22 protein-coding genes are annotated in these 25,479 nt (G+C 59.6%); 8 read left to right on the top strand and 14 right to left on the bottom strand.

Annotation, left to right across the window (positions count from 1 at the left end; genetic code table 11):
• Window positions 1-158 precede the first annotated feature (158 nt).
• The 3 genes from treR to FIV35_RS10185 all read left to right on the top strand — a co-directional run bounded on the left by treR (window position 159) and on the right by FIV35_RS10185 (window position 4,392).
• Window positions 159-863 carry a trehalose operon repressor gene (treR, locus tag FIV35_RS10175; RefSeq protein WP_034100378.1) on the top strand — a complete coding sequence of 235 codons (705 nt, stop codon included), beginning with the start codon at window positions 159-161 and terminating at the stop codon, window positions 861-863.
• Between the two features lie 116 nt (window positions 864-979).
• Window positions 980-1,876, top strand: coding sequence for an alpha/beta hydrolase (locus FIV35_RS10180; RefSeq protein WP_231980904.1), 897 nt, complete (start codon window positions 980-982; stop codon window positions 1,874-1,876).
• Window positions 1,877-2,088: 212 nt separating this feature from the next.
• On the top strand, window positions 2,089-4,392 hold the full coding sequence (locus FIV35_RS10185) for an autotransporter family protein (protein ID WP_034139205.1): 2,304 nt from the start codon (window positions 2,089-2,091) through the stop codon (window positions 4,390-4,392).
• 116 nt (window positions 4,393-4,508) lie between these two features.
• Here FIV35_RS10185 and FIV35_RS10190 read toward each other — a convergent pair whose 3' ends face one another.
• From FIV35_RS10190 to FIV35_RS10200, 3 genes are read right to left on the bottom strand one after another with little or no spacing between them, the layout of a single operon-like run.
• Window positions 4,509-5,348, bottom strand: a complete 840-nt coding sequence (locus FIV35_RS10190; protein ID WP_034139215.1) for an MBL fold metallo-hydrolase — start codon at window positions 5,346-5,348, stop codon at window positions 4,509-4,511.
• A gap of 21 nt (window positions 5,349-5,369) precedes the next feature.
• Window positions 5,370-5,696, bottom strand: a complete 327-nt coding sequence (locus FIV35_RS10195) for a hypothetical protein (protein WP_034139216.1) — start codon at window positions 5,694-5,696, stop codon at window positions 5,370-5,372.
• Window positions 5,689-6,249 (bottom strand): hypothetical protein, encoded by a 561-nt coding sequence (locus tag FIV35_RS10200; protein WP_034139217.1) that lies wholly within the window; start codon window positions 6,247-6,249, stop codon window positions 5,689-5,691. Before FIV35_RS10200 ends, FIV35_RS10195 begins: the two co-directional genes overlap by 8 nt.
• A gap of 158 nt (window positions 6,250-6,407) precedes the next feature.
• Here FIV35_RS10200 and FIV35_RS10205 point away from each other — a divergent pair, with 158 nt between their 5' ends.
• The gene (locus FIV35_RS10205; RefSeq protein WP_034139218.1) at window positions 6,408-7,334 is read left to right on the top strand and encodes a LysR substrate-binding domain-containing protein; all 927 of its coding nucleotides are present in this window, start codon (window positions 6,408-6,410) and stop codon (window positions 7,332-7,334) included.
• Window positions 7,335-7,524: 190 nt separating this feature from the next.
• On the opposite strand, the gene guaA is transcribed toward FIV35_RS10205, so the two are convergent.
• The 4 genes from guaA to FIV35_RS10225 form a co-directional block, all read right to left on the bottom strand.
• On the bottom strand, window positions 7,525-9,102 hold the full coding sequence (guaA, locus tag FIV35_RS10210) for a glutamine-hydrolyzing GMP synthase (RefSeq protein ID WP_034100389.1): 1,578 nt from the start codon (window positions 9,100-9,102) through the stop codon (window positions 7,525-7,527).
• A 126-nt stretch (window positions 9,103-9,228) separates the two neighbouring features.
• Window positions 9,229-10,698, bottom strand: coding sequence for an IMP dehydrogenase (gene guaB, locus FIV35_RS10215; protein WP_034115028.1), 1,470 nt, complete (start codon window positions 10,696-10,698; stop codon window positions 9,229-9,231).
• Window positions 10,699-10,802: 104 nt separating this feature from the next.
• On the bottom strand, window positions 10,803-11,351 hold the full coding sequence (locus FIV35_RS10220) for a hypothetical protein (RefSeq protein WP_034139219.1): 549 nt from the start codon (window positions 11,349-11,351) through the stop codon (window positions 10,803-10,805).
• Window positions 11,352-11,416: 65 nt separating this feature from the next.
• Window positions 11,417-12,184, bottom strand: coding sequence for a sulfite exporter TauE/SafE family protein (locus FIV35_RS10225; protein ID WP_034139220.1), 768 nt, complete (start codon window positions 12,182-12,184; stop codon window positions 11,417-11,419).
• 99 nt (window positions 12,185-12,283) lie between these two features.
• Here FIV35_RS10225 and FIV35_RS10230 point away from each other — a divergent pair, with 99 nt between their 5' ends.
• The 4 genes from FIV35_RS10230 to leuA all read left to right on the top strand — a co-directional run bounded on the left by FIV35_RS10230 (window position 12,284) and on the right by leuA (window position 17,410).
• Window positions 12,284-13,174 (top strand): LysR family transcriptional regulator, encoded by an 891-nt coding sequence (locus tag FIV35_RS10230; RefSeq protein ID WP_034139221.1) that lies wholly within the window; start codon window positions 12,284-12,286, stop codon window positions 13,172-13,174.
• Window positions 13,175-13,204: 30 nt separating this feature from the next.
• Window positions 13,205-14,584 carry an exodeoxyribonuclease VII large subunit gene (xseA, locus tag FIV35_RS10235; protein WP_034139222.1) on the top strand — a complete coding sequence of 460 codons (1,380 nt, stop codon included), beginning with the start codon at window positions 13,205-13,207 and terminating at the stop codon, window positions 14,582-14,584.
• 3 nt (window positions 14,585-14,587) lie between these two features.
• Window positions 14,588-15,409, top strand: coding sequence for a M23 family metallopeptidase (locus FIV35_RS10240; protein ID WP_034139223.1), 822 nt, complete (start codon window positions 14,588-14,590; stop codon window positions 15,407-15,409).
• A gap of 321 nt (window positions 15,410-15,730) precedes the next feature.
• Window positions 15,731-17,410, top strand: coding sequence for a 2-isopropylmalate synthase (leuA, locus tag FIV35_RS10250; RefSeq protein WP_034100403.1), 1,680 nt, complete (start codon window positions 15,731-15,733; stop codon window positions 17,408-17,410).
• A gap of 172 nt (window positions 17,411-17,582) precedes the next feature.
• Here the strand turns inward: leuA and FIV35_RS10255 are convergent, their stop codons facing one another.
• The 7 genes from FIV35_RS10255 to ispG form a co-directional block, all read right to left on the bottom strand.
• Window positions 17,583-18,374 (bottom strand): amidohydrolase, encoded by a 792-nt coding sequence (locus FIV35_RS10255; RefSeq protein WP_034115031.1) that lies wholly within the window; start codon window positions 18,372-18,374, stop codon window positions 17,583-17,585.
• Complete coding sequence (locus tag FIV35_RS10260; RefSeq protein WP_034139224.1) at window positions 18,362-19,510, bottom strand: pyridoxal phosphate-dependent aminotransferase; 1,149 nt, start codon at window positions 19,508-19,510, stop codon at window positions 18,362-18,364. The genes FIV35_RS10255 and FIV35_RS10260 overlap by 13 nt, the downstream gene beginning before the upstream one ends.
• A 114-nt stretch (window positions 19,511-19,624) precedes the next feature.
• Entirely contained in the window at window positions 19,625-21,094 is a 1,470-nt protein-coding gene (der, locus tag FIV35_RS10265) for a ribosome biogenesis GTPase Der (protein ID WP_034139225.1), read from the bottom strand.
• 137 nt (window positions 21,095-21,231) lie between these two features.
• Complete coding sequence (bamB, locus tag FIV35_RS10270; protein WP_034139226.1) at window positions 21,232-22,383, bottom strand: outer membrane protein assembly factor BamB; 1,152 nt, start codon at window positions 22,381-22,383, stop codon at window positions 21,232-21,234.
• Window positions 22,376-23,017 carry a YfgM family protein gene (locus tag FIV35_RS10275; RefSeq protein WP_034100415.1) on the bottom strand — a complete coding sequence of 214 codons (642 nt, stop codon included), beginning with the start codon at window positions 23,015-23,017 and terminating at the stop codon, window positions 22,376-22,378. Before FIV35_RS10275 ends, bamB begins: the two co-directional genes overlap by 8 nt.
• Window positions 23,018-23,058: 41 nt before the next feature.
• Window positions 23,059-24,348: a histidine--tRNA ligase gene (gene hisS, locus FIV35_RS10280; protein ID WP_034115032.1), complete on the bottom strand. Its 1,290-nt coding sequence runs from the start codon at window positions 24,346-24,348 to the stop codon at window positions 23,059-23,061.
• 21 nt (window positions 24,349-24,369) lie between these two features.
• The gene (gene ispG / locus FIV35_RS10285; RefSeq protein ID WP_034100419.1) at window positions 24,370-25,479 is read right to left on the bottom strand and encodes a flavodoxin-dependent (E)-4-hydroxy-3-methylbut-2-enyl-diphosphate synthase; all 1,110 of its coding nucleotides are present in this window, start codon (window positions 25,477-25,479) and stop codon (window positions 24,370-24,372) included.

The following is a 25,479-nucleotide window of genomic DNA, read 5'->3' on the forward strand; positions in this document are numbered from 1 at the left end:
AACAACTCGTCTGTACGAGTTTGAAATTGTTTTTTCCTGATTTTCTGTAGGAATCTGCTGAGCCCCATGGAAGCCGCAGCAACCAAGGGCTCAATGGACAAACCCTATCGGTAGCACTAAGGTTCGAGCCTGAATAAGCCGGGCACAGAGCCATCCCCATGAGCAAATACAACCAGATCTATAGCGATCTGCTTGCCAGCATCACCACTGAACGCCTGCAACGTGGTACGCGCCTCCCCTCCGAAACCGAATTGATGGACAGCTACCAGGCCAGCCGAGGCACCGTGCGCCGCGCCATCGAACAGTTGCAGGAGCGTGGGTTTGCGCAAAAGATCCACGGCAAGGGCACGTTCGTGTTGTCGCCCAACCCGATCGAGTTTCAACTGGGCGGCATCGTCAGCTTCCACGAAACCCACGCCGACCTCGGCGATGACGTCCTGACCGAAGTGGTCGAATTCACCCAGATCCCGCTGGAGGGTTCGCTGCTGCAACACATCGAAGCCGAACCCGGCACGCTGATCACCCGCATCAAACGGGTACGACACATCGATGGCAAACGCGTGATCCTCGACATCAACCACTTCGTCGCCGACCTGATCCCAGGCTTGGACCGCACCATTGCCGAGCAGTCGATCTACGCGTTCATCGAACAGACGTTGCAGCTGCAAATCAGCTACGCCCAACGCACCATCAAAGCCCTGCCACGCAGCAAAGACGACCAGGCCCACCTGGACCTCGACGGCCAGAGCCATGTGATCGTGGTGAGCAACCAGACATTCTTCCAGGATGGACGGCAGTTCGAGTACACCGAGTCGCGGCATACGTTGGATAAGTTTTATTTTTCGGATATTGCGCGGCGGTGAGCCGAGTCAGGAAAAAGCAATGGCGTTAAGTCATCTGCTACGAACTCCCCCCTATGTTGAGTAGAGACTTTTCCTGCCGTCGGCCATTGGCCGGCGTCTGTAAAGCCTGGTTGGTGATGCTCAGCGTGCTGCTCATCGCCTGCCAGACGCCGCGTGAGGCGCTGCAACAACTGGCTCAAGAGCATGGCCGACACTGGGAGGTCTTGCCGGGACATGAGTTCCCCCTCTTCATCCTTGCACCGCGAACTGCCGAAAAAATGACTCGCCTGCGTGTCTATTTGGAAGGCGATGGGCATTCCTGGGCCACGGCCACACAACCCAGCCTGGACCCAAGCCCGCATAATCTCTTGGTGCCACGGCTGGCGGTCGACGATCCGACGCCGAACGTTTACTTGGCACGCCCCTGCCAGTTCGTGATGGCCGCAACCTGTCAAACCTCACTCTGGACCGATCGACGATTTTCTCAGGCAGTGGTCGACCGTCTCAGCCAGGCCATGGACCAACTGAAACAGCGATATGGCAATCGTGAGTTCGAACTGGTGGGGTATTCAGGAGGCGCCGCGCTGGCATTATTGCTGGCGGCGCAGCGCAATGATGTGACCCAAGTGCAAACCCTTGCCGGCAATCTCAGCCCACGTCTGTGGGCGGCGATGAAAGGGTTGTCCCCGCTCGACGGTTCACTGGAACCGCTGGACTACCGTGATCGACTCGTCTTAATACCCCAGCGTCATTTCATCGCAGAAGCTGACTCAATCATTCCGAGTCATTTAGCCGATCAGTACCAACAGGCACTTGGCTCGCCCCTCTCCCAATGCGTGCATGTACCAGGGGCAAGTCATGACAAGGGGTGGGAAGCGGCATGGAGCCGCTGGGCTAAAACTCCGTTGGCGCATCAGCGTCTTGAGGCTGAGAGTAGGCAGATCCCTTTGAAACAACCCACTACCTCCCCCATCAGGCTCCGCGCGGCGCGTGACAGCGCCAATAACCCTGAAGTTCCAGCTATTGCTGATTAATTCCGCAAAGTTAAAAAAAATAACTGAAACGTCGCATTTTTTAGCTTTTTTCCCGGCCCTAGTCATTTTCTTGATGAATTGTCCTACACGCATCGTGTAAATTCGGCCGCGCTTGAATCAGCACTCACTGACAAGCTGGCAGGGATGCCTAAAAGACGGACGCTGACGCGCGCGTTATTCCCTGTCAGTTTCCGCCCTGTAAGGATACTGCCTTGAACATTTCCCACCTGCGCCGCTCGTTGTTGGCACTGTCCGTTGCGGCTGCCACTGCCACGGTCCATGCCGCACCCGCACCCGACTTCAACCATGACCTGAACAACGGGGCCTACAACAGCGACGGCGATGTTTTCAATAACGCCACCCTGACCGGGACCTCGCAAAACGCAGGTGTCGGCCTGCTCAACGTGACCCTGGCGGGCAATCTGATCAATCAGGGCAACATCAACCTGACGACCACCAGCCCCAGCGACGTCCCATCCGGCATCGCCGTACTCCTTAATTCCAACATCGCGGGCGACCTGGTCAATAACGGCGACATTACGGTGAGCGGCAACGGCGCGATGGGGCTGGACCTGTATCAGGCGAATATCGCGGGCAATGTAAACAACAACGGCAAGATCAGTGTGACTGGCCAAAACGCCAACGGCATGATGATCACCTCGACTCAGGCGCGCATCAATAACTCGGGCACGATCACCGCTCGCGGCCTCGATTCAGCGGGCATCGAGATCGAGAACGCGCGCTTCACCGGGCAGATGACAGGCGCGCCCTTCACAAGCGATATCAACAACAGCGGGACTATCTCCGGCGAAGGCATGGGTATCCACTTCGTCAACCTCGACACCTCCGGGGGCTTCGACACCCTCTCCATCAGGCAGACAGGTGGCCTGATCGAAGGCGGCATTGCGGCAATTCTGGTGAACGACAACGCCTCACCCTCGTATTTCTACTGGCAAGGTGGTCAGGTCAAGGGTGACCTGCTGGGCCTCAGTGGCGTGCTGGTGCAAGGCGAGGCGATGTTCGATGGCTCGACCATCCGCGCCGGTTTCGTCGATATCGACGGTGGCCGCCTGACGCTGCTTCGCCCGCAGACCACCATCGTCGGCGACCTCGACATGGACAGCGACACTGCGCGCCTGCGTCTGCTGCTTGATAACGACACACTGCCCAACGCGCCGATCCTGAAAGTCACCGGCAATACCTTCTTCTCGGCAGGCAGCCAGATCGAATTGCAGGCCCGCTCCGATGACTTCCGCACCTCGGCCGCGGGCAACCGCTACACCCTTATCAATTCCGGTACGTGGGAAGACCCAGAGAACCTGTCCGTGGTTTCCTCCTCGGCCCTGCTTGAGGTAAAGAACTTCGGCATTGAAGGCCAGGACGTGAAAGCACTGGTTGCCACCCGCAATGATGAGGTCGTCACACAAGACCTGCTGGGTGCCCACGGCTCGCGTAATGCGGTGAATGCCATCAAGCCGTTCAAGAACACGGTGATGGGCCAACTGGACGAAAGCGACCCGGTATTCCAAAGCTTCGCCAACGCCGCCACCGCCGAAGAGCTGGCCAAACTGGCCGAAACCCTGACGCCGGATGTCAGCCGTGGGGCGATCAACGCTGCCACCAACAGCCAGAACTTGGTCGCAAGCGCCATCAACCGTCGTGCCAGCAAAGCGCGCAGCGGTTTGTCCTCCGGTGACGTGCTGGCTGAACAAGGCGTATGGCTGCAAGCGCTGTCCAGCGATGCCGACCAAGACAGTCGCCACGGTGTCGCGGGCTACGACGCCAACACCAACGGCATCGCCGTGGGCGCCGACGGCAAGGTCAACGCCGAGACCACCGTGGGCCTGGCTTACAGCTACCTGACCAGCGACGTCAAATCCGACCTGGGCAACAAAACCGATGTCAGTGGCCACGCATTGACCCTGTACGGCAACTGGGCCCGTGACAACTTCTTTGTCGACACCTCGCTGATGTATGGCTGGAACGACAACGAATCCAAACGCTACATCGCCGGCACCCGTGCCAAGGCCGACTACGACAGTGAGATCTTTGGCGTCAACGCACTGGCCGGCTACACGTTGCAGCTCAACAAGCAGTGGCTGCTGGAACCTCAGGTCGGTGCGCGCTATGCCAATGTGTCGATGGATTCGTACCACGAGAAAGGCAGCTCAGCCGCCCTCAACGTCGGCAGCCAGCGCTATGAAATCGGCGAAATGGGCCTGGGCGCTCGCCTGGCGGCCGCTTTTGACCTAGGTGCAGGCAGCCTGGAACCGGAAGCCAAGCTGATGGCCTGGCACGACTTCATCGGCGACAAGGCCGGCACCACCTCCACCTTCGTGCTCGGCGGCACCCCATTCACCACCACCGGCGCCACACCAGCGCGCGACAGCTACGAGCTGGGCCTGGGTGCAAACTACCGAGTGGGCGCTTGGAGCGTGGGAGGGACATACAACTACCTGACCAGCAGTGGTTTCGACGCCGACACTTTCAGCGCGAACGTGCGTTACGACTTCTGATAAACCCCTTCGCTAGAAACAACAAAACCCGCCCATGCGGGTTTTGTTGTTTCAGGCTGGTGGTTTGCGGCGGGTGGGCGCCGTAGCCGACGCATCGTAGGCATCGCCAACAGCCGCTAAGTTTCGTAGGAAATTTTGTAGGTCTTGCCTAGCCGTTCGACACGTGCAAACCCGAGTTCGCCAAGGTGCATACCCGCGATAAGAATCTTATCCGAGCTAACAACACTCAATAGTTTGGATCGTGTTTCGGCGCTAAGAAGCGGATCTTGGTCGAATGCAATGGATACATCGGGACGAGCAATCTGAATTTGGGGGAAATGAACGATATCCCCCCAAACCAGCAGACTACGACCATTGGAATCGAGACGATAACCGCAATGTCCTGCGGTATGCCCCAGAAGAGGCATCGCACTGATGCCAGGCAGAACTTCGTTATCAGTAAACGTGCGCGTCTTCTCCCGATACTGATCGAACACCTTGCGAGCAAACAGAAAGTTGCCACGAGCCCGCTCACTCGATCGGCTGAGGTTGCCATCATCCTTCCAAAAAGAAACCTCGCGCTGGTGGACGACTAACTCTGCATCGGGAAAGGCTGCTTCCCCTGAAGAGTCAAGCAGGCCCCCAACATGGTCGGGATGAGCATGGGTCAGAAGAATGGTGTCAATGTCAGCGGGTTGCACCCCAGCAAGCGCGAGATTCGCCTTTAACTTGCCGCCCCACTGCTTGAAACCACCAGCCCCCGCATCGATGAGGATCGTGCGGCCCCTTCCACGCACCAGGTAACAGTTGATGTGAATCGAGGACGGGTCGCTCACACCTGCGTCCTGCTGCAACTTGTACGCCTGCGTAGGATTAATGTTGGAGAGAAGATCCAGACTTGCGCAAAGGTATCCATCACTGATGGCCGTAATCGAAAAGTCGCCGATCTGCTGGCCCGGAAATTTCATGTCGTTCATTGCGGCACTCCTTGCGGATCATCAGTTCCGCGCGTAGAGGGTATCGGCTGGATAGCCAAAGCAACGGATGCGTGCCGTGAGCCCGGCATGGCGTTTTATTGCCTCATCCAGTCGCGCCATGAAATCGTCCATGACCGATGGCGTTCTGAACGGTTCGAGGCGGTACTTGATTTGCGCGTAAGCAGGATGCCCACGCCCCTGGCGAGCAGCGACATAGATGACATGCACGTTGTCCAGCGCAGCCTGGAGGACGTCCGTGCAAAGCAGGGTGCATCGTTCGGTGAGTTCCGCCAGATTCGCTTCGGGCGGCATCTTTTGCGCCTGGATAAAGATCGTCAGGTTAGGCATGTCGATTCCGCCCCTGCGTCAGGGGCACTGCGCCATTGCCACCGGTCAATTGCGCGGTCATCGGTGCATAGAGGTGCACGTTCTTTGGAAGGGTATTTGCACCAAGACTAATGGCGCTATCCAGCTTCGCCAGCCACCTGTTTTCAGGACATTTCTCCAATGCGACCGCCCACATCTGCTCAGGCGTGAGCCCCATCTCGATGAGCGGCTCGGGACCGACTGCGCTCACGATCAGATACTCGCCTTCACCGATGGCAGGCGCGCGCTCAAGGCCGCCGTAAAGATTGCGGTGCCAATCGGTAATGTACTGCTGCCAGCGCGCGAAGTTGCCCCCGCCCTTCTGGCGATACTCATCACTTTCAAGCACAGCCAGACCGTCGATCGAGTGCATGGCCAGGTACACAGGGCAACCAGTGCTAATCGCTTTGAAGCGTTGCGAAGTATGGAACCCACTTACGGAAATAAGCGCGGGTAACTTCTCCAAGCTATAGAAATCATTCCACAGTGCTTCGCTGACTGGGTCAGCAAAGCTGCACTCGACGGTATAGATCATGGATAGCTTGCTACCGGCCTTTTCGTAGGTCCGGCCCTAATTATTGATGTCTAGTCATGCTATGACCTTGATCTCGGCGTATAAAACGATTAATCGGTATGCTTCAGTGACAAAAGATCAAGCTAAGCTGGATCACCATCATCACAAAGGGAACGCTCATGCGAAGGAAGATCCCCAGCAGCACGGCACTGACAGCATTCGAAGCCGCCGCCCGCCACGGCAGTTTCGCGCGCGCAGCAGAGGAACTGTCTTTGACTGAAGGAGCTATCAGTCGCCAGATCGGCCGGTTGGAAGCCTTCCTCGGGGTCACGCTGTTTGAGCGGATCGGCAATCGTGTCCGACTCCTTCCTAACGGAGAGCGTTACGCGGCGCAGGTTCGCGAATCACTTGACCGCTTGGATCGGGACAGTCAGTACTTGATGGGGCAGCCGAACGATGGCGCAAGCCTGGACATTGCCACTATCCCAACGTTCGCGATGCGATGGCTCATCCCTCGCTTGGGACGCTTCCAGCAGAAGCATCCGAACATTACTGTGCATTTGGCCGAGCGCATGGAGCCCTTCGTCCTGGCCGGCAGCGGATTCGATGCTGCCATCCATTTCGAACACCCGGCGTGGACGGGCATGCAAACTCACCAACTTTTGCATGAAGTGCTGGTTCCGGTTTGCCATCCTGGACTTCTGACAGGACGCAATCGAACAACCGCATTGGACGAATTACCGCGCCTTCACCGACGACAGAACCCTGACGCTTGGCAACACTACTCCCAAGAGGTGGGAAGCCCGCTGACCAATCCTGCAATTGGCGCACGCTTTGATCTCCATGGAATGTTGATAGAAGCCGCATTGGCCGGCCTCGGCGTTGCGCTAGTACCGCGCCTGTACGTTGAGACCGAACTGGCGTCAGGAAGCCTGATCGCCCCGTGGCCGGACGGAAAAACCATCTCTAAAACCTTCTGCCTCATCCTCCCTGAGCCCATCGAATTGGGTAGAGAGCCAATACAAGCTTTTGCTCAATGGCTGCTCGACGAAGCAAAGAAGGGAACAGAACTTGCCCGCGGCGATCATCTTCTTCGCCTCCCCTAGACGCTCACACGCTTGAGCCAGGGTGATCCCGCCTAAGCCGTAACGACCGGAGCTGACGTCACACAGACACGCTGCCTGGCGATGCACAAAGCTGCCAGAATTTGCCAGCCCCAAAAAGCCAAAAGCCCGCAGTTACGCGGGCTCCAGGGCATTTTTTGCTAGTGGGTGCCGGACAGTGCCGGACGTCCCATCATTCCCACTCAATCGTCGCCGGCGGCTTGCTCGACACGTCATACGTCACGCGCGAGATGCCTTCGATCTCATTGATGATACGGCCGCTGACGGTTTCCAGCAGTTCGTACGGCAGGTGTGCCCAGCGGGCGGTCATGAAGTCGATGGTTTCCACTGCGCGCAGGGCCACGACCCAGGCGTAACGACGGCCATCGCCGACCACGCCAACCGACTTGACCGGCTGGAACACCACGAACGCCTGGCTGACTTTGTGGTACCAGTCGGCCTTGCGCAGTTCTTCGATGAAGATATGGTCGGCGCGACGCAGCAGGTCGGCGTATTCCTTCTTCACTTCACCAAGGATACGCACACCCAGGCCCGGGCCTGGGAAGGGGTGACGGTAGACCATGTCGTACGGCAGGCCCAGTTCCAGGCCCAGGCGACGGACTTCGTCCTTGAACAGTTCGCGCAGCGGTTCGACCAGCTTGAGGTTCATTTCCTCAGGCAGGCCACCCACGTTGTGGTGGGACTTGATCACGTGGGCCTTGCCGCTCTTGGCGCCGGCCGACTCGATCACGTCGGGGTAGATGGTGCCCTGGGCGAGGTACTTGATGTTGTCCAGTTTGCTGGACTGGGCATCGAACACGTCGATGAAGGTGCGACCGATGATCTTGCGCTTCTTCTCCGGGTCGGACTCGCCGGCCAGGTTATTCAGGAATTGCTCTTCGGCGTTGGCGCGGATCACTTTGACGCCCATGTTCTCGGCGAACATGGCCATCACTTGCTCGCCTTCGTGCAGGCGCAACAGGCCGTTGTCGACGAACACGCAGGTCAGTTGGTCGCCGATGGCCTTGTGCAGCAGCGCAGCAACCACGGAGGAGTCAACGCCGCCCGACAGACCAAGCAGCACGTTGTCGGTACCGACCTGGGCGCGTACTTGGGCGATGGCGTCTTCAGCGATTTTCGACGGGGTCCACAGGGCTTCACACTCGCAGATATCGAGGATGAAGCGCGACAGAATGCGCCCGCCTTGCTTGGTGTGGGTCACTTCCGGGTGGAACTGCACGCCGTAGTAGCGACGCTCGTCACTGAACATGCCGGCGATCGGGCAGCTCGGGGTGCTGGCCAGGATGTGGAAGTCTTCCGGCATTTTGGTGACCTTGTCACCGTGGCTCATCCATACGTCGAGGCCGAACAGGCCGTCGGCGTCGACGTGATCTTCGATGCCGTCCAGCAGGCGGCTCTTGCCGACCACGTCCACACGGGCGTAACCGAACTCACGCAACTCGGAACCTTCGACCTTGCCGCCCAGTTGCTCGGCCATGGTCTGCATGCCGTAGCAAATACCGAAGACCGGCACGCCCAGGTCGAACACGGCTTGTGGGCAGCGCGGGCTGTTGGCTTCGTGCACGGACTCGGGGCCGCCGGCGAGGATGACACCTTTAGGGGCGAATTCGCGGATCGCTTCGTCGTCCATGTCGAACGGATGCAGTTCGCAATACACGCCGATTTCACGCACGCGGCGGGCGATCAGTTGGGTGTACTGGGAACCGAAGTCGAGGATCAGGATGCGGTGGGCGTGAATGTCGAGGGCCATGAGAGAAACTCTGAAGAGCAGTTGCAAGCTTCAAGCTGCAAGCTGCAAGTAATCGGAAGCCGCGCGGTAGCTGTACGAATACAGCCCCGCTTGCAGCTTATAACTTGTGGCTTATAGCTGTCGGCATCAGCCGACCCGATAGTTTGGCGCTTCCTTGGTGATCTGCACGTCGTGGACATGGGATTCAGCCATGCCGGCGCCGGTGATCCGTACGAACTCTGGCTTGGTGCGCATTTCGTCGATGTTGGCGCTGCCGGTGTAGCCCATCGAGGAACGCAGGCCACCCATCAGTTGATGGATGATGGCGCTCAGGGTGCCCTTGTACGGCACACGGCCTTCGATACCTTCCGGAACGAGCTTCTCAGCGCCAGCCGAGGAGTCCTGGAAGTAACGGTCGGAAGAACCTTGCGCCTGGGACATGGCGCCCAACGAACCCATGCCGCGGTAAGCCTTGTACGAACGGCCCTGGAACAGTTCGATTTCGCCTGGCGCCTCTTCGGTACCGGCGAACATCGAGCCCATCATCACGCAGGAGGCACCGGCGACGATGGCCTTGGACAGGTCACCGGAGAAACGGATGCCGCCGTCGGCGATCAACGGTACGCCAGTGCCTTCAAGGGCAGCGGCGACGTTGGCGATGGCGCTGATTTGCGGCACGCCCACACCGGCGACGATACGGGTGGTGCAGATCGAGCCAGGGCCGATACCAACCTTGACCGCATCCGCGCCCGCTTCGGCCAGGGCCTTGGCGGCAGCGCCGGTGGCGATGTTGCCGCCGATCACTTGCACTTCAGGGAAATTCTGTTTGACCCAACGTACGCGGTCGATCACGCCTTTGGAGTGACCGTGGGCGGTGTCGACCACCACCACGTCCACACCGGCAGCGACCAGGGCCGCAACGCGGTCACCCGTGTCTTTACCGGTGCCGACGGCGGCGCCGACGCGCAGACGACCTTGGTCATCCTTGCTGGCCAGCGGGTAAGCCTTGGCTTTTTCGATGTCGTTGACGGTCATCATGCCTTTGAGGGCGAATTTGTCGTCGACGATCAGCACGCGCTCGATGCGGTGCTTGTGCAGCAATTCGCGCACGTCGTTCTTGTCGGCGCCTTCCTTGACCGTGACCAGACGCTCTTTAGGCGTCATCACTTCGCGGACGGTGACTTCAAGACGGTTCTCGAAACGCACGTCACGGGAGGTAACGATGCCGACCAGGTCGCCATCGTGCAGTACCGGAACGCCGGAGATGTTGTGCAGGCGGGTCAGGTCGAACAGGTCACGCACGGTAGCGTCGGCTTCGATGGTGATCGGATCCTTCACCACACCGGCTTCGTAACGCTTGACCTTGCGCACTTCGGCAGCTTGCTGCTCGATGGTCATGTTCTTGTGAATAATGCCGATGCCGCCTTCCTGAGCCATGGCAATGGCCAGACGGGCTTCGGTGACGGTGTCCATGGCAGCGGAGACCAGGGGAATATTCAGCTCGATGCCACGGGTTAGGCGGGTCTTGAGACTGACTTCGTTAGGAAGCACCTCGGAATAACCAGGCACTAGGAGAATGTCGTCGAATGTCAGAGCTTCTTGGCTGATACGCAGCATCGCGGGGGCTCCCGAGCGGGAAAATGGAAGCGCGCCATTATATACATGCACCCTGCCTGGCTCAATGTAAAACTCTGACAAACTTGGTAATACTGATAGATGGATTAAAGTTCGACCTTGACCCAACTGATCTTCTGGTCCAGCCAATCGGCAAATTCGTCGATAAAGCTCTGCTTGAAGCCCGCTTCGGCCCAGTTGTTGAAGATAAATCCCAGGTTGGAAAACCCGCACTCCTGCAAGAACAGAAAGCCGTTGATGTCATCTTCATGCCCGCACAGTGGGCAGGTGAAGTTGTCGGTGTGGCCGGGCATCCAGTCTTCCAGGCTTTCGAACAACGCCTCCCCCACTTCCCGCCGACACTCCGGGCAGCCGGCCTCGCCAAGAAAGCCTTTGGCGGGCGTGTAGATACAGCGTTTATAGATAATTTCCAGCCCATTGACCGGCTCGTTGAACGGTAGCGCTTCGGGATACAACACCACGGCGCGGGCGCCGTCGGCCAGGGCATAGCCCATGCGGTTGCCGGTGCGGCCGCAGGTGGTCAGTTCTTCCTGGACGATATTCTTGCGCACCAGCCAGCGCACGATTGCCCGAGCGCGGGGTTCGTGCACGGGCAAAGTGGAGATTTTCGGAACAAGGATGCTTTGGGAATTCATGGGAGTCCTGCGGTGTGGCTTCTGACGCCTGGGAGGACGGCAGCTTAATCCCTGAAGAAATCAGGTCAAGTACTCAAATACCGTCCAATCAACGCAATGCCGCTGGCCAGCACCAGCCAAGTCACCAAGCGCACGAATGCCTCCCGCGACAGGCGCATCGTCAACCTGCGCCCTGCCCACAACCCCACAGCCATCGCCGGCAACAAGCACACGGCAAGTAGCAACAGCGGTAAGTCCGCATACACGCCGGCGACCAGGAACAGGCTCAAGCGCACCACAGTGCTGCAACTGATCAACGCACTTTGGGTGGCGCGCGCCGCGTCCTTGGGCAGACGACTGTTCAGGTAGATCGCATATAAAAAACCGCCGCTGCCGAACAGCGCACCAAACAGCCCGCCGATCGTTCCCATCGGGATCGACCAACCCGCAGCCAACTGCGTCGGGCGGGCCTTTATCGCCAGGCTATAAAGGGCGTAGGCACTGATAAACAACCCCATCAACAGCAGCAGCAGGTCGGAATGCAGATTGAGCAAAAACACCACGCCCAAGGTGCAACCGACGGCCATGCACGGCAGCAGGCGCAATAACTCGGGCTTGCTCACGTCTCGTCGGGTTTGCAGCAAACCGCCAAATGCCGCGACAAAATCCAACAGCACCAGCAGTGGGATGATCTTCGACAGCGGCATAAACACAATCAACACCGGCCCGGCCACCAGCGCCGTGCCAAAGCCGGCGATGCCGAACACGATATAGGCAACGGCCACGCCCAGGCCGATCACGAGCCACTCCAAACCGCTAAACGACCACTGACTCATCAGCTCAACCGGGCCCATGGGTGATTCCTTGCAAGAGATGGCGTTCACTTTAGCCATCGACGAGCGTTGCGACTAATATCTTCAAATCCTTCAAGCCATCTTAAAAAGGCATAACGCGTGATCTCCACCCGCCAATTGCGCTACTTCGTTGAAATCGCCGACAGCGGCAGTTTCAGTGCCGCGGCCGAGCGCCTGTTCGTCGCGCAATCGGCCTTGAGCCGGCAAATCAAGGCGCTTGAGCACCAACTGCAAACGCCGCTGTTCGAACGCACGGCGCGTCAACCGAAGCTGACGGCGGCGGGCGAAGCCTTTTACCCTCGGGCGCGCAACCTGCTGAGCGAACTGCATAAGGCCAGTGAAGCGGCGACCCAGATCGGCAGCGGCCAGGTCGGCACCCTGCGTCTGAGCCATTCGAGCACCGTGCCGATGAGCGGCGTGCTGCTGCGCGGCATCAGTGCCTGGCTGGAGCGCTGCCCTGGGGTGTCGGTGGATATCGCCAAGATGTCCTCCGAAGCGCAGCTGGAAGAGATCGCCGACGGCCGCCTGGACATCGGCCTGCTGCGCTTGCCGGTGTTGCGCCAGCGCGAAGGCGTGCGCGTACAGCCTTTATACAGCGAACCCTTGATGCTGGCGGTGCCGCCGAACCATGCGCTGGCTGGCCGTGATGCGCCCATAGAGCTGGCGCAGTTGCGGGATGAGGCGTTTATTTCGATCCCCCATCCTCAGCGCGGCGGTTTGAGTTATCTGTCCGCCGAGCTGTGCATGCGCGCCGGTTTTTTCCCCAAGGCGGCCCGGGTGATGTCGCGCAAGACCACGCAGTTGCAGTTGATCCAGGCCGGTTTCGGTATTGCCTTGTTACCAAAATCCATGCAGGACATTGCACCTGCCAACCTGCGTTTTTTACCTCTGGCCGAGCCGGACAGCCTCAGCACCGTGGCCCTGGCCTGCGCGCAAGGGCCGAGCGCGCTGGTCGAGCAATTCTGCCAAACCCTGCGCGAATGCCTATAAACTGCCGCCCATGATTAAAGACCTGTTGCCATGATTAAAGACCCGTTTGCCCGTCTGGGCCTGGACCGCGAAGTTCTGACTGTCAGCCAGCTCAACGGCCGTGCGCGGGTGTTGCTGGAAGACGTGTTCGCCAATATCTGGGTCGAAGGCGAAATCTCCAACCTCGCCCGCCCGGCGTCCGGCCACGTGTATTTCACCCTCAAGGACAGCGGCGCCCAGGTGCGTTGCGCATTGTTTCGCAGTAACGCCGCACGGGTTCGGCAGGCCTTGAAGGATGGCCTGGCGGTGAAGGTGCGCGGCAAGGTCTCGTTGTTTGAGGGCCGTGGTGATTACCAGTTGATTCTCGACACCGTGGAGCCCGCAGGCGACGGTGCGCTGCGCCTGGCCTTCGATGCGCTGAAAGAAAAACTCAGCGCCGAAGGTCTGTTCAGCGCCGAGCGCAAAGTGCCGCTGCCGGCCCACCCGCAGCGCATCGGCATCATCAGCTCGCCCACCGGCGCGGTGATCCGCGACATCATCAGCGTATTCCGTCGCCGTGCGCCGCAGGTGCAACTGACGTTGATCCCCACCGCCGTGCAAGGCCGCGAAGCCATCCCGCAAATTGTACGGGCGCTGAAACTGGCGGATGCGCGCGGCTTCGACGCACTGATCCTGGCCCGTGGCGGCGGTTCGCTGGAAGACCTCTGGTGCTTCAACGAAGAAGCCGTGGCCCGTGCGGTGGATGCCTGCGTAACCCCTATTGTCAGCGCCGTCGGCCATGAAACCGATGTGTCGATCAGCGACTTCGTGGCTGACGTACGTGCGCCTACACCGTCCGCTGCCGCCGAGCTGCTGGCGCCGGATTCAAGCCATCTGGTGCGCCAGGTGGAGAACCTGCATCGGCGCCTGGTGATGCTGATGCGCAACCGCCTGCGGCACGACCGCTTGCGACTTGAGGGCATGGCCCGCCGGCTGCGTCATCCGGGCGAACGTCTGCGCCAACAGGCCCAACGCCTGGACGACCTGGACATGCGCCTGCGCCGTGCCTTCGAGCGTAGCCTCAACACCCGTCGCGAGCGCTTGATCCGCCTGGAAACCCGCCTCGCCGGCCAGCATCCGGGACGTCAACTGGCCCTTTTGCGCCAGCGCTTGGACAGCCTCGCCGAACGCCTGCCGCGCGCCATGCGCGAAGGCCTCAAGGCGCGTCGTCTGCAATTGCAAAGCCAGGTGCAGACGCTGCAGGTGGTCAGCCCGCTAGCCACCCTGGGCCGCGGCTACAGCATCCTGCTGGACGAGCGCGGCCAAGCCATTCGCAGTGCCGCGCAGACCCACACTGGCCAGCGTCTGACCGCGCGACTTGGTGAAGGCCAATTGCAAGTGAGGGTGGAAGACAACCACCTGACACCCGTTACCCTTTCGTTACTGGATTGATCGATGCCACGTCTTTTTAGCCTGTTGATGCTGCTATGCCTGACCTTTAACGCCCACGCCGACAGTTACATCAGCCGCACCCTGAACAAACCGGTGCCGGGCGGCGTGGCAGTGGTCGAGCTGGGCCCTTCGGCAACGGCGCCCAAGGCCACGTATCAAGGCAAGCCGGTGCTGGTGGTCAAGGAACAGGACAATTGGCTGGCGATCGTCGGCATTCCGCTGACGGTCAAACCCGGCAACGAGCGCATCAGCAGCGGCGGCCGCAGCCTGCCCTTTATCGTCGGCTATAAAAAGTACCCGGAACAGCGCATCACCTTGAAGAACAAAAGCCAGGTCAACCCTGCCCCGGCGCAGCTCAAGCGCATCGAGGCCGAGCTGGCGGTACAGATCAAGGCTTACCGCAGTTTCAGCCCGAACCTGCCGAGCAATCTGGTGCTGGACAAGCCTGTTAACGGTCCGCTGTCGAGCAAGTTCGGCGTGCGCCGCTTTTTCAACGGCGAAGAGCGCAACCCGCATTCGGGCCTGGACTTCGCGGTGCCCGCCGGCACGCCGATCAAAACGCCTGCAAACGGCAAAGTGATTCTGGTGGGCAATTACTTTTTCAACGGCAATACCGTGTTCGTCGATCACGGCCAAGGCTTTATCAGCATGTTCTGCCACATGTCCACGATCGACGTGAAGGTCGGCCAGCAACTGGTGCGAGGCGCGGTGGTGGGCAAGGTCGGCTCGACCGGCCGCGCGACGGGGCCGCACATGCACTGGAACGTCAGCCTTAACGATGCGCGGGTGGACCCAGCGATCTTTATTGGCGCATTCCAACCTTGATGCCCGCGATTGCGCGCCTAAGAATTGGCGCGCAATAAAATCCATGTCATACCCGAATAAATGGCAGAAAATCTCGACAATACTGCACAACAAAGAACTTCTATCAATTTTTTTCGACTGCTTGCCATCATTCACCTCGGCGGTTAGGGTTGGACCTATGAAAACCTCTCATACCCTCATTCAGCTCCGCCAGCACCGCAGCCTGTGCCTTGTCAGCGCACGACTGCCAGGCTGAATCGATCTGCCTCGTCTTGTGCTTTATCCCAATAACAGTTCCACGGCAGGCCGCCTCTTCTCGGCCCCTACACAAAGGATTTCCCGATGAGCATGCTCAAAGACCCGTCTTCGAAGTACCGCGCGTTCCCGACCATCGATATCCCGGACCGCACCTGGCCATCGAAAACCATCACCGCCGCGCCGATCTGGTGCAGTTCCGACTTGCGTGATGGCAACCAATCGCTGATCGAACCGATGGATGCGGTAAAAAAACTGCGCTTCTGGAAAACCCTGGTCGCAGTGGGCGTGAAGGAAATCGAGGCCTCCTTCCCGGCGGCCTCGCAGACCGACTTCGACTTTGTGCGCACCCTGATCGAAGACAACCACATCCCCGAGGACACCACCATCCAGGTGCTGACCCAGGGCCGTGAAGACTTGATCGCACGTACCTTCGAATCCCTGCGCGGAGCCAAGAAGGCCATCGTGCACTTGTACAACGCCACGTCGCCGTCGTTCCGCCGCATCGTGTTCAACCAGGACAAGGACGGGATCAAGGCGATCGCGGTCAACGCCGCCAAGCTGTTCGTCAAATACGCCGCCCAGCAACCGGAAACCCAATGGACCTTCGAGTACTCGCCTGAGACCTTCAGCGCCACCGAACTGGAGTTCGCCAAGGAAGTCTGCGACGCCGTGATCGAGGTGTGGAACCCGACACCGGAGCACAAGGTCATCCTCAACCTGCCGGCCACCGTGGAATGCGCCACGCCAAATATCTATGCCGACCAGATCGAGTGGTTCGGTCGCCATATCAACCGCCGTGACAGCGTGATCATCAGCCTGCACACCCACAACGACCGTGGTACCGGCGTGGCTGCCACCGAATTGGGCCTGATGGCCGGTGCCGACCGTGTCGAAGGCTGCCTGTTCGGCAACGGCGAGCGCACCGGTAACGTCGATCTGGTCACCGTGGCCCTGAACCTCTATACCCAGGGCGTGGACCCTGAGCTGGATTTCTCCGATATCGACGGCGTGCGCAAAGTCGTTGAAGAGTGCAACCAGATCCAGGTCCACCCACGTCACCCGTACGTCGGCGACCTGGTTCACACCGCGTTCTCCGGCTCCCACCAGGACGCGATCCGCAAGGGCTTTGCCCAGCAGAAATCCGACGCACTGTGGGAAGTCCCGTACTTGCCGATCGACCCGGCCGATATCGGCCGCAGCTACGAGGCCGTGATCCGCGTCAACAGCCAGTCGGGCAAGGGTGGCATCGCCTACCTGCTGGAACAGGAATACGACATCAGCTTGCCGCGTCGCATGCAGATCGAGTTCAGCCAAGTGGTGCAGGCCGAAACCGACCGCGTGGGCCTGGAGATGACCGCACCGCAAATCTATGCGTTGCTGCAACGTGAATACCTGCAAGCCAACACACCGTATGCGTTGGTCAGCCATCGTTTGCAGGAAGAGAACGGCAACAGCTTCGTCGAGGTGGAAGTCTCCGGCAAAGGCCAGGGCGAGACCAACCTGCACTGGAAAGGCAAAGGCAACGGCGCGCTGGAAGCCTTGGTGGCCGGCCTGCCGGTGGCGGTCGAGATCATGGACTACAACGAACACGCCATCGGCGCGGGCACCAACGCCAAGGCGGCGGCCTACATCGAACTGCGTGTGAACGGCGAACGCCCGGTGCATGGCGTGGGCATCGATGAAAACATCACCACGGCCAGCTTCAAGGCATTGTTCAGTGCACTGAACCGCTCGTTGAGCCAGTTGGAAGCTAAGGCGGCGTAAACGCCGGCCGCTGAGTGCCAAAGGCCCCTGGGTGTGAATCCAGGGGCCTTTTTATTGAGTATCGGATTTGGGTTGACCGTCAGGCACTCATCGGGGGCAAGCCCCCTCCCACATTTTTGAATGTTTTCACAAATCAACCTGTGGCAGGGGGCTTGCCCCCGATAGCGGTCAGTCAGACGAACTGAAAACTATCGGCATCCAGATGCGCCGGAAACCGGGCGCGATACGCCGCCAACTCCGCCGCCTCCAGCTTCACCTGAAACACCCCGTCAGCCTCCCCTGCACTGAGCAGCGTCTCTCCCTGGAAGTCCAGCACCTGACTGTCGCCGGTGTAGGCAAAGCCTTTACCGTCGGTGCCGACCCGATTCACTGCGGCTACATAACACAGGTTTTCGATGGCCCGCGCCGGTAGCAAGCGGTTCCAGTGCTGGCGCCGGGCGCCGGGCCAGTTGGCGGTGTACAACAGCAGGTCAGTATCTTGAGCGTCGCGGCTCCATACCGGGAAGCGCAGGTCGTAGCAAATCAACGGGCGTATACGCCAGCCCTTCAATTCGAACTGCACTTGGCGCTCGCCGGGGGTGTAGTGATTGTGCTCGCCGGCCATGCGGAATAGATGGCGCTTGTCGTAGTGCAACACCTCGCCATCCGGCCGTGCCCATAGCAAGCGATTGCGGTGGCTGCCATCGGCGGCCTGGATGATCACACTGCCGGTGATCACTGCGTCGTATTTGACCGCTTGGGATTGCAACCACTGCTGGGTGGGACCGTGTTCCGGTTCGGCGAGGGCCTGGGACTCCATGGAGAAACCCGTGGTAAACATCTCGGGCAGTACGATCAGATCGGCTCCCCTGGCCTGCTCCAGCAGCAGTTCAAAATGCTCAAGGTTGGCCTGGCGGTCGTGCCAGGCAAGGGTGGTCTGGATCAGGGCAATCGTCAGATCGGGCAGTGCAGTCAGATCACGCATAGTTTTTCGGCTGCCTGGCGCAGCGTGTCCTCACGTTTGGCAAAGCACAAGCGCACCAGACGCTGGCCTTGGGGTGGGTGCTGGTAGAACACCGAGATCGGAATGCTCGCCACGCCATGTTCGCGAGTCATCCACAGCGACATGGCGACGTCATCCAGATCCGGGCGTATCTGTGAGTAGTCCACCAATTGGAAGTAAGTACCGGTCACCCGGGTAAAGCTCAAGCGCGACGGCGCCAGCAAGTCGCAGAACAGGTCGCGCTTGGCCTGATAGAACGCCGGCAGTTCGTCGACATGCTCCGGGCGTTCGGCCATAAAGTCAGCCAATGCGCACTGCAACGGCGTCACACCACAGAAATTGACGTATTGGTGCACCTTGCGCAGTTCAGCCGTCAGCGCTGGTGGGGCGACGACATAGCCGGTTTTCCAGCCGGTGACGTGATAGGTCTTGCCAAAGGAGCTGACCACGAACGCACGTTGGTAAAGCTCCTCATGGGCCAACACGCTGACGTGAGAGACCCCGTCGAATACCAAGTGCTCGTAAACCTCATCGCTGACCAGGTAAATATCGCGATCGCGGATCAGTTCAGCCAATTGGTCCAGCTCAGCACGGCTGATCAACGCGCCGGTCGGGTTGTGGGGGGTGTTGAGGATGATCATGCGCGTGCGCGGCGACAGCGCGGCCTTGATCCGTTCAAAGTCCAGCGCGAAGCCTTGCAGGCTCAGTTGCACATGCACGCAACGGCCGCCGGCCAGCTCGACCGAGGGTTCATAGCTGTCGTAACACGGGTCGAACACGATGACTTCGTCGCCGCTGCGAATTACTGCCTGGATGGCGCAAAAGATCGCGGCAGTCGCGCCAGGCGTGATGGTCACTTCGGTGTCGGGATTGACCGTAACCCCATAACTGCGGGCGATCTTGGCCGCCACTTGCTGACGCAGAGCCGGCAAACCCGTCATAGGCGAATATTGGTTATGGCCGGCGGCAACATGCTTGCCCACCGCATCGAGCAAACCTTGAGGCCCGTTGAAATCGGGGAAACCCTGGGACAGGTTGAGGGCGCCGGTTTCAGCGGCGAGTTGCGACATGGTGGTAAAAATGGTCGTGCCGACCGTTGGCAGCTTGCTGGTGATCATCGAAGGCCCCTGCGGATGAGCCCCAAGTTTTAAGCTGCCAACCCGGTTGGGTCAAGGCACAAACCGGCGCGCACAAAAAAGGGCTCATCAAGAGCCCTTTCTGCGAAGTCGATATCAGCGCTTGTCGCGGCGCTTTTTGTCGGCTTTCTTGTGGTGAGTCATCAAACGACGCTTCTTGTTCACCTGACGGTCAGTCAGTGTGTTCTTGTTGCCTTCGTATGGGTTCTCACCACCTTTGAACTCGATACGAATCGGCGTACCGACCAGTTTCAAGACGCGGCGGTAGGTGTTTTCCAGGTAACGCACGTAGGACTTGGGCACCTTCTCGATCTGGTTACCGTGGATCACGATAATCGGCGGGTTGGCACCACCCAAGTGGGCATAACGCAGCTTGATCCGGCGGTTGTTGACCATCGGCGGCGCGTGCTCACCCACTGCGTCTTCCAGGATCTGGGTCAGACGGTTGGTCGGCCAGCGGGTGACCGCAGACTTGAACGAGTTCTGTACGGAGGCATAGAGGTTACCCACGCCAGTGCCGTGCAACGCCGAGATGAAGTGGATATCTGCAAACTCGACGAAGAACAGTCGACGCTGCAGCTCGACCTTGACGAAGTCGCGCTCGCTCGGCGTCATGCCGTCCCACTTGTTGATCGCGATCACCAGTGCCCGACCGGCCTCCAGGGCGAAGCCCAGCAGGTTGAGGTCGTGGTCCACCACGCCTTCACGGGCGTCCATCACAAAGATCACCACGTTGGCGTCCTTGATGGCTTGCAGGGTCTTCACCACGGAGAATTTTTCAACTTCCTCATGGATCTTGCCGCGCTTGCGCACACCGGCGGTATCGATCAGCGTGTACTTCTCGTCGTTGCGTTCGAACGGGATGTAGATGCTGTCGCGAGTGGTGCCTGGCTGGTCATAGACGATGACGCGGTCTTCACCGAGCATGCGGTTGACCAGGGTCGACTTGCCCACGTTGGGGCGGCCGATAATGGCGATCTTGATACCGTCTTTTTCGCTCGGGCCAGGAATGCGCTTGGCTTCCTCGCCTTCGGCGACGATCTCTTCTTCGCCCTCTTCTTCCTCGACATCATCTTTCGGGAAGTCGCGCAGAGCGACCTCCAACATCTGAGTGATGCCGCGACCGTGGGCACCGGCAATCGGGATCGCGTCACCCAGGCCCATCGGGCTGAATTCGGCACGGGCCTGCTCAGGATCGATGTTGTCGATCTTGTTGGCGACCAGGTAGGAGCGTTTGTTGCGCTTGCGCAGGTGCTCGCCGATCATCTGGTCGGCAGCGGTGTAGCCCGCGCGGGCGTCCACCAGGAACAACACGACATCGGCTTCTTCAATGGCCAGCAGCGACTGCTCGGCCATTTTTTCGTCCATGCCATGCTCGTCACCGGAGATACCACCGGTGTCGACGATAATGTAGGAGCGCCCTTGCCACTTTGCCTCACCGTATTGGCGATCACGGGTCAGACCGGACAAGTCGCCGACAATGGCGTCGCGAGTCCTGGTCAGGCGGTTGAACAAGGTGGACTTGCCGACGTTAGGTCGGCCCACCAGGGCGATTACGGGAACCATGCGGCTCTCCACTTCGTTATTTCAGAAAATACAAAAGCCGCTGCAGGGCAGCGGCTGGTGCTCGGGGCAGCATATTCATGCCGCATACCCTGCCAAAGCAGGGCCGCCTGGGGGTAACCCCAAGCATAGTCAAACCTTTACTTGATGGTCAGGGCTTCCAGCTTGCCGCTGTTGCCATACACATAAAGCATGTTACCCACCACCAGCGGACGCGCACGCAGGCCGTAGCTGTCGATACGCTCGCGACCGACAAAACGACCGTCCACCTGGCTCAGCAGGTGCAGGTAGCCTTCGAAGTCGCCGACCGCCACATAGCTGGAGAATACTTCCGGCGCCGACAACTGACGGCGAGCCAGCGAGTCATTGCTCCACAACGCAGTGGTAGTACGCTCGTCGACACTTTCCACGGTTCCCGACGCCAGGCTGACATAGACACTGCCAAGCCCCTGCGCGACACCGGCGTAGCTGGAAGCATCACGCTGCCAGTTCACCCGACCGGTCTGCAGGTCCAGTGCCGCGACACGGCCTTGGTAAGTGGCGACGTAGAGGGTTTCGCCCGACAGCAGCAAGCCGCCATCGATATCCACAACGCGGTCCAGCTCGGAACGACCTTGTGGGATGGCCACGCGGGTTTCCCAGGCCGGTACGCCGTTAAGCGTATCAAGGGCGACCACTTTACCGGTCGACAGACCTACCACGGCCAGATTATTGGTCACTACCGGACCGCTGGTACCGCGCAAGGTCAACACCGCCGGGGTACTGTCGTACAACCAGCGCTGTTCGCCGGTGCTGGCGTCCAGGCCAATCACACGGTCGTCCTGGGTCTGCACCACGACCACATTGCCATTGGTGGCAGGGGGTGCGAGTACTTCACTGGTCACGCGAGCGCGCCATTTCTCTTCACCGGTGCTGGAATCCAGCGCCACGACTTCGCCCTTGAGCGTGCCGAGCATTACCAGGCCATAACCCACGCCAACGGCGCCGGACACTGGCAGTTCCAGGTCTTTCTTCCACTTGACGTCGCCGTTCATGCGATCCATCGAGATCACAACGCCGGTCACGTCAGCGGCAACGATGTTTTCACCGTCGATAGCCGGCACCAACATGTTGTAGGTTTCGCCCTGACCGTCACCGATGGAGCGGCTCCACTGCTTTTGCAGGACCACTTCTTCCTTGAAGCTGGTCAGCTCGGCCGGAGGCAGTTCTTTTTTACTGTTGCTGCTGCAACCCGCGGCCAGAACGGCCAGAGCCAGCAATGCTGCATGTTTCCAACGGATCACGTCACGCATCCCCTTTGGCCAAGTCGTCCAGCTTGATTTGTAAGCCACCGACCGCCGCTTCATCAGACAGCGCCGCCTTGGCTTTTTGGTACGCAGCATTCGCTTCGTCGGTACGACCCAATTGGACCAGCAGGTCGCCCTTGAGCTCTTCGCGAGTGGCTACAAATGCTTTGTCAGCATCGCCGTCGAGCAGTTTGAGTGCTTCGTCAGCTTTGTTCTGTGCCGCCATCACCTGAGCCAGGCGCTGACGCGCGATTTCACCCAGGGTCGGGTTGGTCGGCTTGTCGACGATGGCTTTCAGCTCGGTGGCTGCATCGTCCAGCTTGCCGGTATCGACCGCGACTTTCGCGACGAACAAGCTGCCGTACTGGGCGTAGGTGCTGCCGCCAAATTCGTTCTTCAGCTTGCCGGCCAGGTCGGCCACGCGCGCCGGATCGGGCTTACCGTCCGGTGTCAGGGTGGTTTCCAGCAATTGCTGATAAACGATCGAGGCGCCTTGGGATTGGTTGGCCTGATACTTGGTCCAGGCTTGCCAGCCGAACACCACCACTAAAGCCAGCAGACCGCCGGTAACCAGGGGCTTGCCGTTACGCTGCCACCAGTCCTTGAACTCGGCCAACTGCTCATCATCAGTACTCGACACCCCAATACTCCTTAATCGCTAAATTCGGCTGTTCGACAGCTTCAACCCTGCACGACGCAGGTGGCCAAGTGCGCTGCGAGCGCATCAAAGGCAATATTCTGTTGCTCGCCCTGGCCACGCAGGGGTTTGAAACCTATCACTTGCTGGGCCAACTCGTCATCGCCCAGGATCAATGCGTACAACGCACCGCTCTTGTCGGCTTTCTTGAACTGGCTCTTGAAGCTGCCCGCGCCGGCGTTGATCTGCAGGCGCAGGTTTGGCAGTTGGTCGCGAACCTTTTCGCTCAAGGCCAGTGCAGCCAACTCGGCGGCCTCGCCAAAGGCGCACAGGTACACATCCACCTGACGGGAAATTTCTTCCGGCACCTGCTCCAGGGTTTCCAGCAGCAGGATCAAGCGCTCGATGCCCATGGCAAAACCTACGCCGGTGGTCGGCTTGCCGCCCATCTGCTCGACCAGGCCATCATAACGGCCACCGGCACACACGGTGCCCTGGGCGCCGAGCTTGTCGGTAACCCATTCGAATACGGTTTTGCTGTAGTAATCCAGGCCACGTACCAATTTCGGATTGATCACGTAGGGAATACCGGCCGCATCCAGGCGAGCCTTGAGGCCCTCGAAGTGCGTGCGGGATTCGTCGTCCAGGTAATCGGCCATTTTCGGCGCGTCGACCAGGACCGCCTGGGTATCGGCGTTCTTGGTGTCCAGCACGCGCAGCGGGTTGGTCTTCAGACGGCGCTGGCTGTCTTCATCCAACTGATCCAGGCGCGCGGACAGGAATTCAACCAGGGCTTCGCGATAGCGCCCACGGGACTCGCTGGTGCCCAGGCTGTTGAGTTCAAGCTTGACTGCATCGCGGATGCCCAACATGCCCCACAGGCGCCAGGTCAGCACGATCAATTCGGCGTCAATGTCCGGGCCATCGAGGTTGAACACTTCCAGGCCGATCTGGTGAAACTGGCGATAACGGCCCTTCTGCGGACGCTCGTGACGAAACATCGGGCCGATGTACCACAGTTTCTGCGGCTGGCCGCCACCGGTCAGGCCGTGTTCGAGTACTGCGCGCACGCAGGCGGCAGTACCTTCCGGACGCAGGGTCAGGGAGTCGCCGTTGCGGTCTTCGAAGGTGTACATCTCTTTTTCGACGATGTCGGTCACCTCACCGATGGAGCGCTTGAACAACTCGGTGAACTCGACGATGGGCATGCGGATCTGCTTGTAACCGTAGTTATCCAGCAGGCGCGCGACAGTCCCCTCGAAATAGCGCCACAGTGGCGTCTGGTCGGGCAGGATGTCGTTCATGCCACGAATGGCTTGCAGAGACTTGCTCACATCAAATCCTTAAATTCGTTCTTAGCCGCGTGCGATCAGCGCTGCGTCAGCCGCGACCTTCTCGGCCGCTTTCTCGCGGATCAGCCGTTCAAGCTCATCCACCAGATTGTCATTCGTCAACTTCTGCGACGGTTTGCCGTCGATGTAAATCAGGTTCGGTGTACCGCCGGTCAAGCCAATATGGGCTTCCTTGGCTTCACCCGGCCCGTTGACCACACAACCGATCACCGCGACATCCAGCGGTACCAGCAGATCTTCGAGGCGCCCTTCCAGATCGTTCATGGTTTTCACCACGTCGAAATTCTGCCGCGAGCAGCTCGGGCAGGCGATGAAGTTGATGCCTCGGGAACGCAAATGCAGGGATTTGAGAATGTCGTAGCCGACTTTCACTTCCTCTACCGGGTCTGCCGCCAAGGAGATGCGGATGGTATCGCCAATCCCTTCGGCGAGCAGCATACCGAGACCCACCGCAGATTTCACTGTGCCTGAGCGCAAACCGCCCGCTTCGGTGATACCCAGGTGCAGCGGCTGCACGATTTCCTTGGCCAATAAACGATAGGCTTCTACCGCCATGAACACATCGGAGGCTTTTACGCTGACCTTGAAGTCCTGGAAATTCAGGCGCTCCAGATGTTCAACGTGGCGCAACGCCGACTCAACCAGCGCCGCCGGGGTTGGCTCGCCGTATTTTTTTTGCAGGTCTTTTTCCAGGGAACCGGCGTTGACGCCAATACGGATAGGGATCCCACGATCACGCGCGGCATCCACCACCGCACGCACGCGGTCTTCGCGACCGATGTTGCCCGGGTTGATGCGCAGGCAGTCCACACCCAGCTCGGCAACGCGCAACGCAATGCGGTAGTCGAAGTGAATGTCGGCCACCAACGGCACTTTGACCAATTGCTTGATACGACCGAATGCCTCAGCGGCATCCATGTCCGGCACGGACACCCGCACGATGTCCACACCGGCAGCTTCCAGGCGATTGATCTGGGCAACGGTTGCGGCCACATCATTGGTGTCGCTGTTGGTCATGCTCTGCACCGCGATGGGAGCATCGCCGCCCACCGGCACCGAGCCGACCCAGATCTTGCGCGATACGCGACGTTTGATTGGAGATTCGCCGTGCAT

Origin of the sequence: Pseudomonas rhodesiae (genome assembly GCF_007858255.1) — a bacterium.
Classification (GTDB): Bacteria; Pseudomonadota; Gammaproteobacteria; order Pseudomonadales; family Pseudomonadaceae; genus Aquipseudomonas; species Aquipseudomonas rhodesiae.